We start from the raw sequence: 14,297 nt of genomic DNA on the forward strand, positions 1-14,297 counted from the left end.
AAATCACTTATAAACATAGCACGCGCAAATCACCCACTTATTAAGACAATGCTGACGGTTCCTCCATATTTCCTTCATTTTTATGCCGTCCCCGCTGGCTAAACTAGTATCCTGTAAGGAGTGTCATTTTTGTGGCAATGAGTGCCCGCGCCCCTGCCTTTTGGAGAGAATTTTCACCACCATGAATGCAAAACCCCAACGTCGTTCCCTGCTGCTGCGCCTGCTGGCTGCGGCGATTGCGATCATCGTCGCTGTTCTGGCCTGGCGCCATTTCAGCGCAGCCCAACCGACCGCCGGGACGACGCCGGGCGCGCACCAGGCCGCCGGTAAAACGGGAGCGGGCCGCGCGGCGGGTGGCAGACGCGGCGCGCCAATGTCGCCGGTGCAGGCGGCGACAGCCACGCAACAAACCGTGCCGCGCTATCTTTCCGGCTTGGGCACCGCCACCGCCGCCAATACCGTGACCGTCACCAGCCGGGTCGATGGCCAACTGATGGCGATCCACTTTACCGAAGGCCAGCAGGTCAAAGCCGGCGATCTGCTGGCAGAGATCGATCCCCGGCCGTTCCAGGTGCAGCTGACCCAGGCGCAGGGGCAGTTGGCAAAAGATCAGGCCACGCTGGCCAACGCCCGGCGCGATCTGGCGCGCTATCAGCAATTGGTGAAAACCAATCTGGTTTCCCGTCAGGAGCTGGATACGCAGGCCTCGCTGGTGCAGCAAACCGAAGGCGCCATCAAAGCCGATCAGGGCGCGGTCGACAGCGCCAAACTGCAGATCACCTACAGCCGCATCACTGCGCCAATCGACGGCCGCGTCGGGTTGAAACTGGTCGACGTCGGCAACTACGTCACCAGCGGCAGCACCACCGGTTTGGTGGTGATCACGCAGACGCACCCGATCGACGTGGTGTTCACGCTGCCCGAAGGCAACATCGCCGATCTGCTCAAGGCGCAAAAAGCCGGGCCGGTGAGCGTCGAAGCCTGGGATCGCACCAACCAGAACAAGCTGACGACCGGTTCGCTGCTGAGCCTGGACAACCAAATTGATACCGCCACCGGCACCATCAAGCTGAAAGCGCGCTTCGCCAATGAAGATGACGCGCTGTTCCCCAACCAGTTTGTCAACGCGCGGCTGCAGGTGGATACCCTGCACGATGCGGTGGTGATCCCAACCGCCGCGCTGCAGATGGGCAACGAAGGCAACTTCGTCTGGACGCTCGGCGAAGACAACAAGGTCAGCAAACATCGGGTCACCGCCGGCGTGCAGGACAGCCGGCAGGTGGTGATCAGCGCCGGCCTCAACGCCGGCGATCGGGTGGTGACCGACGGCATCGATCGCCTGACCGAAGGCATGCAGGTGGAAGTGCTCGCGCCGAACGACGCGCCTGCGACGTCAAAAGCCAAGCGCGAACCTGACGTTCAGAGGAAGTCCTGATGCAGGTGATGCCTCCCAACGCCGGCGGCGGTCCGTCCCGCCTGTTTATTCTGCGCCCGGTCGCCACCACGCTGCTGATGGTGGCGATATTGCTGGCGGGGATTATCGGCTATCGCGCGCTGCCGGTATCCGCGTTGCCGGAGGTGGACTACCCCACCATCCAGGTGGTGACGCTATATCCCGGCGCCAGCCCGGACGTGGTCACCTCCGCCATTACCGCGCCGCTGGAACGCCAGTTCGGCCAGATGTCCGGCCTGAAGCAAATGGCGTCGCAAAGCGCCGGCGGCGCCTCGGTGGTGACGCTGCAATTCCAGCTGACGCTGCCGCTCGACGTCGCGGAGCAGGAAGTGCAGGCGGCGATCAACGCCGCCACCAACCTGCTGCCGAACGATCTGCCCTACCCGCCGATTTACAGCAAGGTTAACCCCGCCGATCCGCCGATCCTGACGCTGGCCGTGACCTCCACCGCCATGCCGATGACGCAGGTGGAAGACATGGTGGAAACCCGCGTGGCGCAAAAAATTTCTCAGGTGACCGGCGTCGGCCTGGTGACCCTGGCCGGCGGCCAACGCCCGGCGGTGCGCGTAAAATTGAACGCCGCGGCGGTCGCCGCCTATGGCCTGAACAGTGAAACCATCCGCGCCGCCATCAGCAACGCCAACGTCAACTCGGCGAAAGGCAGCCTTGACGGCCCGACCCGATCGGTCACCCTGTCCGCCAACGACCAAATGAAATCCGCCGACGACTATCGCCAGCTGATCGTCGCCTATCAGAACGGCGCGGCGATCCGCCTGCAGGATATCGCCACCATCGAACAAGGGGCGGAAAACACCCGGCTGGCGGCCTGGGCCAACCAGCAGCAGGCGATCGTGCTGAACATCCAACGCCAGCCCGGCGTCAACGTCATCACCACCGCCGACAGCATCCGCGAAATGCTGCCGACGCTGATTAAAAGCCTGCCCAAGTCGGTCGATGTCAAGGTGCTGACCGATCGCACCACCACCATCCGCGCCTCGGTCAGCGACGTGCAGTTCGAGCTGCTGCTGGCAGTCGCACTGGTGGTGATGGTGATCTACGTGTTCCTGCGCAACGTGCCGGCGACCATTATCCCCAGCGTGGCGGTGCCGCTGTCGCTGGTGGGCACCTTCGCCGCCATGTACTTCCTCGGCTTCTCCATCAACAACCTGACGCTGATGGCGCTGACCATCGCCACCGGCTTCGTGGTGGACGACGCCATCGTGGTGATCGAGAACATCTCGCGCTACATCGAGAAAGGGGAAAAACCGCTCGACGCCGCGCTGAAAGGGGCCGGGGAGATCGGCTTCACCATCATCTCGCTGACCTTCTCGCTGGTGGCGGTGCTGATCCCGCTGCTGTTCATGGGCGACATCGTCGGCCGCCTGTTCCGCGAGTTCGCCGTCACGCTGGCGGTAGCGATTTTGATCTCCGCCGTAGTGTCGCTGACGCTGACGCCGATGATGTGCGCGCGCATGCTCAGCCACGAATCGCTGCGCAAGCAGAACCGTTTTTCCGCCGCCTCCGAACGCTTTTTCGAGCGGGTGATCGCGCGCTACGGCCAGTGGCTGAAAACGGTGCTTAACCATCCCTGGCTGACGCTCGGCGTGGCCGTGGGCACCCTGGCGCTGACGGTGCTGCTGTACCTGCTGATCCCGAAAGGTTTCTTCCCGGTGCAGGACAACGGCATCATTCAGGGCACGCTGGAAGCGCCGCAGAGCGTCTCGTTCAGCAACATGGCCGAGCGCCAGCAGCAGGTCGCGGCGCAGATCCTCAAGGATCCGGCGGTGGAAAGCCTGACCTCGTTCGTCGGCGTCGACGGCAGCAACGCCACGCTCAACAGCGGCCGGCTGCAGATCAACCTGAAACCGCTGAGCGAACGCAGCGACCGCATTCCGGCGATCATCAGCCGCCTGCAGCAGCAAACGGCGCAGTTCCCCGGCGTGAAGCTGTACCTGCAGCCGGTGCAGGATCTGACCATCGATACCCAGGTCAGCCGCACCCAGTACCAGTTCACCCTGCAGGCGATGTCGCTGGACGATCTCAGCCTGTGGGTGCCGCAGCTGATGGATGAGCTGAAACAAACCCCGCAGCTGGCGGACGTCACCAGCGACTGGCAGGATCAGGGGCTGGTGGCCTACGTCAACGTCGATCGCGATTCGGCCTCCCGCCTCGGCGTCACCATGAGCGACGTGGACAATGCGCTGTACAACGCGTTCGGCCAACGCCTGATCTCCACCATCTACACCCAGGCCAACCAATACCGCGTGGTGCTGGAGCACGACGTCAGCGCGACACCGGGGCTGGCGGCGCTCAATGAGATCCGTCTGAGCGGCAACGACGGCGCCGTAGTGCCGCTGAGCGCCATCGCCAAAATCGAAGAGCGCTTCGGCCCGCTGTCGGTCAACCATCTCGATCAGTTCCCGTCGGCCACCGTTTCGTTCAACGTCGCCGACGGCTACTCGCTCGGCGAAGCGGTGGACGCGGTCACCCAGGCGGAAAAAAATCTCAACATGCCAAGGGACATCACCACCCAATTCCAGGGGGCGACCCTGGCCTTCCAGGCGGCGCTCGGCAGCACGCTGTGGCTGATTTTGGCGGCGGTAGTGGCGATGTACATCGTGCTGGGCGTGCTGTATGAAAGTTTCATTCACCCGGTGACCATCCTCTCCACCCTACCGACCGCCGGGGTCGGCGCACTGCTCGCGCTGATGATGGCCGGCAGCGAGCTGGACGTGATCGCCATCATCGGCATCATCCTGCTGATCGGCATCGTGAAGAAGAACGCCATCATGATGATCGACTTCGCGCTGGCCGCGGAACGCGAGCAGGGCTTATCGCCGCGCGACGCCATCTATCAGGCCTGCCTGCTGCGTTTTAGGCCGATCCTGATGACCACGCTGGCGGCCCTGCTCGGCGCGCTGCCGCTGATGCTGAGCACCGGCGTCGGCGCGGAGCTGCGGCATCCGCTCGGCGTCTGTATGGTCGGCGGTTTGATCATGAGCCAGATCCTGACGCTGTTCACCACGCCGGTGATCTACCTGCTGTTTGACAAACTGGCGCGCAACACGCATCGCCAGCCGGATACGCAGGAGCTGCCGTGAAATTCTTCGCCCTGTTCATTCACCGGCCGGTGGCCACCACCCTGCTGACGCTGGCCATCGCCATCAGCGGCGCGATCGGCTTTCGTCTGCTGCCGGTGTCGCCGCTGCCGCAGGTGGATTTTCCGGTGATTTCGATCAGCGCGTCGCTGCCGGGCGCCTCGCCGGAAACCATGGCGTCCTCGGTGGCGACGCCGCTGGAGCGCGCGCTGGGCCGCATCGCCGGGGTTAACGAAATGACCTCGATGAGCTCGCTCGGCAGTACCCGGGTCATTTTGCAGTTCGATCTCGATCGCGACATCAACGGCGCCGCGCGCGACGTGCAGGCGGCGATTAACGCCGCGCAAAGCCTGCTGCCGACCGGCATGCCGAGCCGCCCCAGCTACCGCAAGGTCAACCCATCCGACGCGCCGATCATGATCCTGACGCTGACCTCGGACACCTACAGTCAGGGGCAGCTTTACGATTTCGCCTCCACCCAGCTGGCGCAGAAGATCAGCCAGACCGAGGGCGTCGGCGACGTTTCCGTCGGCGGCAGCTCGCTGCCGGCGGTGCGGGTGGAGCTGAACCCTTCGGCGCTGTTCAATCAGGGCGTGTCGTTGGACACCGTACGCCAGGCCATCGCCAACGCCAACGTGCGCCGCCCGCAGGGCGCCGTGGAAAACCCGCAGCAGCGCTGGCAGATCCAGGCCAACGACGCGCTGAAAACCGCCGATGCTTATCGTCCGCTGATCATTCATTACAACAACGGCTCGGCGGTGCGTTTAGCCGACGTGGCCGAGGTCAAAGACTCGGTACAAGACGTGCGCAACGCCGGGATGACCGACGCCAAACCGGCGATCATTCTGGCCATCAGCCGCGCGCCGGACGCCAACATCATCGAAACCGTCGATCGCATTCGCGCCGAGCTGCCCGCCCTGCAGGAGAATATCCCGGCTTCGATTCAACTCAACGTCGCGCAGGATCGTTCGCCGACCATCCGCGCGTCGCTGGCCGAGGTGGAACAGTCGCTGGCGATCGCCATCGGGCTGGTGATCCTGGTGGTGTTCATCTTCCTGCGCTCCGGGCGCGCCACGCTGATCCCGGCGGTCGCCGTACCGGTGTCGCTGATCGGCTCGTTCGCCGCCATGTATCTGTGCGGGTTCAGCCTCAACAACCTGTCGCTGATGGCGTTGACCATCGCCACCGGCTTTGTGGTGGACGACGCTATCGTGGTGCTGGAAAACATTTCCCGCCACGTCGAGGCCGGCATGAAACCGATCAACGCCGCGCTGCTGGGCGCGCGGGAGGTCGGTTTCACCGTGCTGTCGATGAGCGTTTCGCTGGTGGCAGTGTTTATCCCGCTGCTGCTGATGGAAGGCCTGCCCGGCCGGCTATTCCGCGAGTTCGCCGTCACCCTGTCGGTGTCGATCGGGCTGTCGCTGATCGTCTCGCTGACGCTCACGCCGATGATGTGCGCCTACCTGCTGCGCCACCAGCCGCCGCGTTCGCAGCGGCGGGCGCGCGGCTTCGGTAAAATGCTGCTGGGGCTGCAGCAGGGCTACGGGCGCTCGCTGAACTGGGTGCTCGGCCACTCGCGCTGGGTGCTGGCGGTGTTCCTCGCCACCGTTGCGCTCAACGTTTGGCTGTATATCAGCATCCCGAAAACCTTCTTCCCGGAACAGGATACCGGGCGTCTGATGGGCTTTATCCAGGCCGACCAAAGCATTTCGTTCCAGGCGATGCGCGGCAAACTGGAAGATTTCATGAAAATCGTGCGCGAAGATCCGGACGTGGAAAACGTCACCGGTTTTACCGGCGGTTCGCGCACCAACAGCGGTTCGATGTTCATCTCACTGAAACCCCTGTCGGTACGCAGCGACGACGCGCAGAAAGTGATCGCCCGCCTGCGCGCCCGCCTGGCCAAAGAACCGGGCGCCAGCCTGTTTCTGATGGCGGTGCAGGATATCCGCGTCGGCGGCCGGCAGGCCAACGCCAGCTATCAATATACGCTGCTGGCGGACGATCTCGCCGCGCTGCGCGAATGGGAGCCGAAGATCCGCACCGCACTGGCCGCATTGCCCGAGCTGGCGGACGTCAACTCGGATCAGCAGGATAAAGGCTCGGAGATGGATCTGGTCTACGATCGCGAAACCATGGCGCGCCTCGGCATTTCGGTGTCCGACGCCAACAACCTGTTGAACAACGCCTTCGGCCAGCGACAGATTTCGACCATCTACCAACCGCTAAACCAATACAAAGTCGTGATGGAAGTGGCGCCGCCCTACACCCAGGACGTGAGTTCGCTGGACAAAATGTTCATCATCAACAACGAAGGCAAAGCGATACCGCTCTCCTACTTCGCCAGTTGGCGGCCGGCCAACGCGCCGCTGTCGGTCAACCATCAGGGGCTGTCCGCCGCCTCGACCGTCTCCTTTAACCTGCCGGACGGCGGCAGCCTGTCGGACGCCACCGCGGCGGTCGAGCGCACCATGACTCAGCTCGGCGTGCCGTCTACGGTGCGCGGCGCGTTCGCCGGCACCGCCCAGGTGTTCCAGGACACCCTGAAGTCGCAGCTGATCCTGATCCTGGCGGCGATCGCCACGGTGTATATCGTGCTCGGCGTGCTGTACGAGAGCTATATCCATCCGCTGACCATCCTTTCCACGCTGCCTTCCGCCGGCGTGGGGGCGCTGCTGGCGCTCGAGCTGTTCGGCGCGCCGTTCAGCCTGATCGCGCTGATCGGCATCATGCTGTTGATCGGCATCGTGAAGAAAAACGCCATCATGATGGTCGACTTCGCGCTCGAAGCGCAGCGCAACGGCGGCATCAGCGCCCGCGAGGCGATTTTCCAGGCCAGCCTGCTGCGTTTCCGGCCGATCATGATGACCACGCTGGCGGCGTTGTTCGGCGCGCTGCCGCTGGTGCTGACCCGCGGCGACGGCGCGGAGCTGCGCCAGCCGCTCGGCATCACCATCGCCGGCGGCCTGGTGATGAGCCAACTGCTGACGCTGTACACCACCCCGGTGGTCTACCTTTACTTCGACCGGCTGCAGGCGAAGTTCCGCCGCAACAAGCAACTGGCCCCGCTGCCCCATTAATGGCCGACCGATGCTGATGAAACACACCGCCACGGTACGCTGGCAACTCTGGATAGTGGCATTCGGCTTCTTTATGCAGACGCTGGATACCACTATCGTCAACACCGCCCTGCCCTCGATGGCCGCCAGCCTGGGGGAGAACCCGCTGCGCATGCAGTCGGTGATCGTCTCCTATGTGCTGACGGTGGCGGTGACGCTGCCGGCCAGCGGCTGGCTGGCGGACAAGATCGGCGTACAGCGGGTGTTTTTCAGCGCCATCGTGCTGTTTACCCTCGGCTCCCTCCTCTGCGCCCGCTCGGAAACCCTGAACGAGCTGATCGCCTCGCGCGTGATTCAGGGCGTCGGCGGCGCGATGATGGTGCCGGTCGGGCGCCTGACGGTGATGAAGATCGTGCCGCGCGAGCAGTACATGGCGGCGATGACCTTCGTGACGCTGCCGGGCCAGATCGGCCCGCTGATGGGGCCGGCGCTCGGCGGTTTCCTGGTGCAATACGCCAGTTGGCACTGGATTTTCCTGATCAATATTCCGGTGGGCATCGTGGGCGCCATCGCCACGCTGCTGCTGATGCCCAACTACCAAATGCAGACCCGCCGCTTCGATCTCAGCGGCTTTATCCTGCTGGCGATCGGTATGGCGTCGCTGACGCTGGCGCTCGACGGCCATAAAGGCATGGGGCTGTCAGGTGGCGCCATCGCCGGCCTGGTGGCGCTGGGCGCAGCGGCGCTGTTAGGGTATGTTTGGCATGCCTACGGCAATAGCCGCGCCCTGTTCTCGCTGCGGCTGCTGCGCACCCCGACCTACAAAATCGGGCTGTTGGCCAGCCTGCTGGGGCGCATCGGCAGCGGCATGCTGCCGTTCATGACGCCGCTGTTCCTGCAGGTGGGCATGGGTTTCACGCCGTTCCACGCCGGGCTGATGATGATCCCGATGATCATCGGCAGCATGGGCATGAAGCGCATCGTGGTGCAGGTAGTCAACCGCTTCGGCTACCGCAACGTGCTGGTGGCCGCCACGCTGCTGCTGGCGCTGGTCAGCCTGAGCTTCCTGCTGGCGGCGATGCTCGGCTGGCTGTGGCTGCTGCCGGTGGTGCTGTTCTTCCAGGGGATGATCAACTCACTGCGCTTCTCGGCGATGAACACCCTGACGCTGAAAGATCTGCCGGACCGGCTGGCCAGCAGCGGCAACAGCCTGCTGTCGATGGTCATGCAGCTGTCGATGAGCCTCGGCGTCAGCGTCGCCGGCATCTTGATCGGCAGCTTCGCCCATCACCAGGTGGTGGCCGATAGCCCGGCCATCCACAGCGCATTTATTTACAGCTATTGCTGTATGGCGTTGATTATCGCCCTGCCCGCGCTCGCCTTCGCGCGCGTGCCGGCCGATAGCGCGCCCAACCGCACGCTGACCAAAGAGCCGGGTACCGGCTCAACGAGGTTGCAATGAGGATAGGCATTACCGGAAAACTGTTCCTGGCCATTTTCGCTACCTGCATGCTGGTGTTGATCACTATGCATTGGGGGGTGCGCGTCAGCTTTGAGCGCGGCTTTATCGATTACATCAAGAGCAGCAACGAGCAGCGCATCAACATGCTGAGCGAAGCGCTGGAGGAACAGTACAGCCAACATGGCAACTGGATATTCCTGCGCAACAACGATCAGGTGGTCTACCAGATCATGCGTTCGTTCGAGCAGAATAGCGACAGCAGCCACAATCTGCCGCCCAAGGGGTGGCGCACCCAGTTTTGGGTGGTGGACAGCCAGTTCAACCGCTTGGTCGGGCATTCGGGCCCCTTGCCGAAGGAGGGGCCGCGCCACCCGATCCGCTACAACAACGAGATCGTCGGCTGGGTGCTCACCACCCCGGTCGAGCGCCTGACGCGCAATACCGACATCAACTTCGATCGCCAGCAGCGACGCACCAGCTGGATTATCGTCGCGCTCTCCACCCTGTTGGCGGCGGCGGTGACCTGGCTGCTGTCGCGCGGCATGCTGGCCCCGGTCAAGCGCCTGGTGGCGGGTACCCACCGCCTGGCAGCGGGCGATTTCACCACCCGCGTGGCGGTCAGCAGCCAGGATGAACTGGGCAGGCTGGCGCACGACTTCAACCAGTTGGCCACCTCGCTGGAAAAAAACGAGCAGATGCGCCGCGCCTTTATGGCCGACGTATCACATGAGCTACGCACGCCGCTGGCAGTGCTGCGCGGCGAGCTGGAGGCGCTGCAGGACGGCGTGCGCCAGCCGACGCTGGCGTCGCTCAGTTCGCTGCAGGCCGAGGTATCCACCCTGACCAAGCTGGTCGACGACCTGCACCAGCTGTCGCTCTCCGATCTCGGCGCGCTGGCCTATCGCAAGGCGTCGGTGGACTGCGTGCACCTGGTGCAGATCGCCGTCGCCGCCTTTCGCGAACGCTTCCGCGCCAAAGGGCTGGAGATCGTCACCCATCTGCCGGCCCAGGCGCCGCTGTTCGGCGATCCCGATCGCCTGAACCAACTGTTCAATAACCTGCTGGAAAACAGCCTGCGTTACACCGACGCCGGCGGCCGGTTGGAGATCGGCGTCGAACTGCAGCCGGGGCGGCTGCTTCTTTACTGGCAGGACAGCGCGCCGGGCATCAGCGATCAGCAACTGACGCGCATTTTCGAACGTTTCTACCGGGCGGAAGGTTCACGCAACCGCGCCAGCGGCGGTTCCGGGCTGGGGTTGGCGATCTGCCACAACATCGTGGAAGCGCACGACGGGAAAATCCGCGCTGAGCATTCGCCTTTAGGCGGCGTGCGCATTACAGTAGAATTTGCTACCCCGATAAAAAATAAGGCGCCCTGATGGACATTCAGAATCAACCCGTGCAGATCATGATTGTTGAAGATGAGCCCAAGCTGGGCCAGCTGCTGGTGGATTATCTCCAGGCGGCGGGCTACGCCACCCGCTGGCTGACCAACGGCAATGAGGTGGTGCCGACCGTGCACCAGCATCCGCCGGCGCTGATCTTGCTCGATCTGATGTTGCCGGGGGCCGATGGGCTGACGGTGTGCCGCGAGCTGCGCCGCTTCAGCGACGTACCCATCGTGATGGTGACGGCGAAAATTGAAGAGATTGACCGCCTGTTGGGGCTGGAGATCGGCGCCGACGATTACATCTGCAAACCCTACAGCCCGCGCGAAGTGGTGGCACGGGTGAAAACCATCCTGCGCCGCAGCTATCGGCCGCAGGAGAACGCGCGGGAAGATGACCTGCTGCATATCGATGAACCGCGCTTCCAGGCCAGCTATCAGGGGCAGTTGCTGGATCTGACGCCGGCGGAGTTCCGCCTGCTGAAAACGCTGGCCAGCCAGCCGGGCAACGTGTTTTCACGCGAGCAGCTGCTGAACAACCTGTACGACGACTACCGGGTGGTCACCGACCGCACCATCGACAGCCACATCAAAAACCTGCGCCGCAAGCTGGAACTGATCGATGGGGAAAAATCCTTTATCCGCTCGGTATACGGCGTGGGCTACCGCTGGGAAGCCGAGCCCTGCCGGCTGATGAATGGGGTTTAGGGGGAAATCAGCGCGTCCAGTCTTCAACTGCCAATCCGGGCACCATGGCGAATGCGCGATCGTTGGTCACCAGCGTCGCGCCACGGCTCTGCGCGTGAGCGGCGATCAGTTGATCCATCGCGCCCATGATTTTGCCCTTTCTCTCCATGTTTGCCCGCATTTCACCGTAGCAGCGGGCGGCCTCGCTATCCCATGCATAGACCGTCACCGCAGCAAGAAAGGCCTCGACCATGCTTTGCAACGCCTTGTTCCGCCGTTTAGCCACACCGTAACGCAGTTCCGCCTCCGTGACGCTGGAAATACATACGGCAGAAGGCGGAAGCTTTTCCATAACGTTAAGCACCTGCGGATGCTGCCGAAACAAGTGGCTGACGGTGTTGGTATCAAACATGTACATCGCCTACTCTTCCTCTGAGAAGGGATCGCGGTCTGCAACCCCTTGCTGACGATCTTCCGCGCCAAGAAACTCTTGCGGCACCGGCGTTTGGGCGATAATGCTCAGCAGCGGTGCCCAGCTGTCCGGCTTTGCCGGATATTTGGATAAAATCACGTTGCCCTCCCGATCGCGACGGATATAGACACGATCCGTATCAAATTCAAATTCCACCGGTAACCTCACCGCCTGATTTCTGCCGTTTTTAAACAGCTTTGCGATCCTTTCCATCTCGACACCTCCACAGCAGGCATAGGCCAAAGCATATGCCTGTGGCGTGTCGATGCCAAGATGTATCGCTCATTTTTCATCCACATTGACGAAACGGCCAAACAGTAACGCACAATCTCACGGGGTGACACCCTGTTCCCCTCGTTATGCGGCGCACTGCGCAATCGCCGCCTTCTCCCTTAGCTTCCCGTGCGGCGCTGTGCTTCTCGGGCGAAAACTCCGCGCCGGCGCAAAAAAACTGCGCATTTTTTCAACTAAGCTGCTGTGAGGTTTAGCCGCCGATTTTCAAGCGATTGGCTACACTTACATCACGAATCGGAACCTACAGGAGAAGAACCATGGCAATCGGTCATTACGAGCTGAAAAAAGCAAAGAACGGACAGTACCACTTCAACCTGAAAGCCAGTAACGGCGAGATCATTCTGGCCAGCGAGATGTATGCCAGCAAAGCCTCGGCGGAGAACGGCATCGCCTCGGTGCAGACCAATTCACCGCACGAAGCGCAATACGAACTGAAGCACAGCGCCAGCAATCAGCCCTACTTTGTGCTGAAGGCCAAGAACCATCAGGTGATCGGCGTCAGCGAAATGTACAGCTCCGAAAGCGCGGCCAAAAACGGTATCCAGTCGGTGATAAAAAACGGCCCGGCCACCGATATCCGCGATTTGAGCGCCTGATCCCCCGTTTCGCCCGCGCGGTGGCCGCCACCGCGCGTTTTCCGTTTGACCGGGATCAATCTCCCTTGAATAAATCCGGTTAACTGCTGATTTCTTGCCGCGCTGCGGCTACAATCCCCCGCTTTTACTGCGCCATCAGGTGGCGTGGTGCTGACCTGAAATCAGACCGAGACACACTATGTTTACACCGGAACTTCTCTCCCCGGCCGGCACGCTGAAAAATATGCGTTACGCCTTCGCCTACGGCGCCGATGCGGTTTACGCCGGCCAGCCGCGCTACAGCCTGCGGGTGCGCAACAACGAGTTCAACCACGAGAATCTGGCGCAGGGCATCAACGAAGCGCATGCGCTGGGCAAAAAGTTCTACGTAGTGGTGAACATCGCCCCGCACAACGCCAAGTTGAAAACCTTCCTGCGCGATCTGAAGCCGGTTATCGATATGGGCCCGGATGCGCTGATCATGTCCGATCCCGGCCTTATCATGATGGTGCGCGAAGCCTTCCCGCAGATGGACATCCACCTGTCGGTGCAGGCCAACGCCGTTAACTGGGCGACGGTGAAGTTCTGGAAGCAAATGGGCCTGACCCGCGTGATCCTGTCGCGTGAACTGTCGCTGGAAGAGATCGCCGAGATCCGCGCCGAAGTGCCGGACATGGAGCTGGAGATCTTCGTCCACGGCGCGCTGTGCATGGCCTACTCCGGCCGCTGCCTGCTGTCCGGCTACATCAACAAGCGCGACCCCAATCAGGGCACCTGCACCAATGCCTGCCGCTGGCAGTACAAAGCGGAGGAAGGCAAAGAGGACGACACCGGCAATATCGTGCACCTGCACGAACCGATCCCGGTGCAAACCGTCGAGCCGACGCTGGGCATCGGCGCGCCGACCGACAAGGTGTTCATGCTGTCTGAAGCGCAAAAGCCAGGCGAATATATGAGCGCCTTCGAGGACGAACACGGCACCTATATCATGAACTCCAAGGATCTGCGCGCCATCCAGCACGTGGAGCGTCTGACGCAGCTCGGCGTGCATTCGCTGAAGATCGAAGGGCGCACCAAGTCCTTCTACTACTGCGCCCGCACCGCTCAGGTCTATCGCCGCGCCATCGACGACGCAGCCGCCGGCAAACCGTTCGATCCGGCCCTGCTCACCACGCTGGAAGGCCTGGCGCACCGCGGCTATACCGAAGGCTTCCTGCGCCGCCACGTGCACGAAGCGCAGCAGAATTACGACTACGGCTCCTCGCTCTCCGAGCGCCAGCAGTTCGTCGGCGAATTCACCGGCGTGCGCCGTGATGGCTGGGCGGAAGTCGACGTGAAGAATAAGTTCGCGCTCGGCGACAGCGTTGAAATGATGACGCCGGGCGGCAACGTGGTGTTCACCCTCGAGAGCATGCAAAATAAGAAAGGTGAATCGATTGAGGTGGCGCCGGGCAACGGCCATATCGTTTATTTGCCGATCCCGCAGGATATCGATCTCAATTATGCGTTGCTGATCCGCAATTTGGCGGAAGAAAATAGCGCCGGGGCATAAAAATGAATCGCCGTCATTCGGCGGTGATTTTTAGCAAATATTAGAATTGGATCACATCAATGTGCGCGCAGCTTGGTTACTATCACGCTGCTTAAAACGAACAACGAAAATATTTGCATAGCAATACTAGGAACCACCTCCTTAGCCGGCCCAATCTCCCTTGGGCTGGCTTTTTCTTTATGGGCGCGCCTATTTTTTTCCACCACGCCTATTTCCATAACTTATTCCCATTATCCGTTTTAATAATAATAATCACGC

The 14,297-nt window shown here is 62.1% G+C and carries 10 protein-coding genes; 8 read left to right on the top strand and 2 right to left on the bottom strand.

Annotated elements, in window-relative coordinates; all coding sequences use genetic code 11:
• The first annotated feature begins 181 nt into the window (after window positions 1-181).
• The 6 genes from ACJ8PN_RS18740 to baeR are packed head-to-tail and all read left to right on the top strand — an operon-like array spanning window position 182 to window position 11,167.
• Entirely contained in the window at window positions 182-1,435 is a 1,254-nt protein-coding gene (locus tag ACJ8PN_RS18740; RefSeq protein WP_103086183.1) for an MdtA/MuxA family multidrug efflux RND transporter periplasmic adaptor subunit, read from the top strand.
• Window positions 1,435-4,554: an MdtB/MuxB family multidrug efflux RND transporter permease subunit gene (locus ACJ8PN_RS18745; RefSeq protein ID WP_015378736.1), complete on the top strand. Its 3,120-nt coding sequence runs from the start codon at window positions 1,435-1,437 to the stop codon at window positions 4,552-4,554. Before ACJ8PN_RS18740 ends, ACJ8PN_RS18745 begins: the two co-directional genes overlap by 1 nt.
• A complete protein-coding gene (gene mdtC, locus ACJ8PN_RS18750) occupies window positions 4,551-7,631 on the top strand; it encodes a multidrug efflux RND transporter permease subunit MdtC (RefSeq protein WP_015378737.1) in 3,081 nt (1,026 codons plus the stop codon). The genes ACJ8PN_RS18745 and mdtC overlap by 4 nt, the downstream gene beginning before the upstream one ends.
• Before the next feature lie 10 nt (window positions 7,632-7,641).
• Entirely contained in the window at window positions 7,642-9,072 is a 1,431-nt protein-coding gene (gene mdtD, locus ACJ8PN_RS18755) for a multidrug transporter subunit MdtD (protein WP_171454538.1), read from the top strand.
• A complete protein-coding gene (gene baeS / locus ACJ8PN_RS18760) occupies window positions 9,069-10,451 on the top strand; it encodes a two-component system sensor histidine kinase BaeS (protein ID WP_351109136.1) in 1,383 nt (460 codons plus the stop codon). The genes mdtD and baeS overlap by 4 nt, the downstream gene beginning before the upstream one ends.
• Window positions 10,451-11,167, top strand: a complete 717-nt coding sequence (baeR, locus tag ACJ8PN_RS18765; protein WP_004941568.1) for a two-component system response regulator BaeR — start codon at window positions 10,451-10,453, stop codon at window positions 11,165-11,167. Before baeS ends, baeR begins: the two co-directional genes overlap by 1 nt.
• 7 nt (window positions 11,168-11,174) lie before the next feature.
• On the opposite strand, the gene ACJ8PN_RS18770 is transcribed toward baeR, so the two are convergent.
• Window positions 11,175-11,564 carry a type II toxin-antitoxin system VapC family toxin gene (locus ACJ8PN_RS18770; protein ID WP_021504433.1) on the bottom strand — a complete coding sequence of 130 codons (390 nt, stop codon included), beginning with the start codon at window positions 11,562-11,564 and terminating at the stop codon, window positions 11,175-11,177.
• 3 nt (window positions 11,565-11,567) lie between these two features.
• A complete protein-coding gene (locus ACJ8PN_RS18775; RefSeq protein WP_004941563.1) occupies window positions 11,568-11,831 on the bottom strand; it encodes an antitoxin in 264 nt (87 codons plus the stop codon).
• A gap of 338 nt (window positions 11,832-12,169) precedes the next feature.
• Between ACJ8PN_RS18775 and ACJ8PN_RS18780 the strand changes: the two genes are divergently transcribed.
• Window positions 12,170-12,508 carry a YegP family protein gene (locus ACJ8PN_RS18780; RefSeq protein WP_171454540.1) on the top strand — a complete coding sequence of 113 codons (339 nt, stop codon included), beginning with the start codon at window positions 12,170-12,172 and terminating at the stop codon, window positions 12,506-12,508.
• A gap of 178 nt (window positions 12,509-12,686) precedes the next feature.
• On the top strand, window positions 12,687-14,039 hold the full coding sequence (gene trhP, locus ACJ8PN_RS18785; RefSeq protein WP_442535150.1) for a prephenate-dependent tRNA uridine(34) hydroxylase TrhP: 1,353 nt from the start codon (window positions 12,687-12,689) through the stop codon (window positions 14,037-14,039).
• Window positions 14,040-14,297: the final 258 nt, after the last annotated feature.

Origin of the sequence: Serratia sp. CY76391 (assembly GCF_052166695.1) — a bacterium.
GTDB lineage: Bacteria > Pseudomonadota > Gammaproteobacteria > Enterobacterales > Enterobacteriaceae > Serratia > Serratia nematodiphila.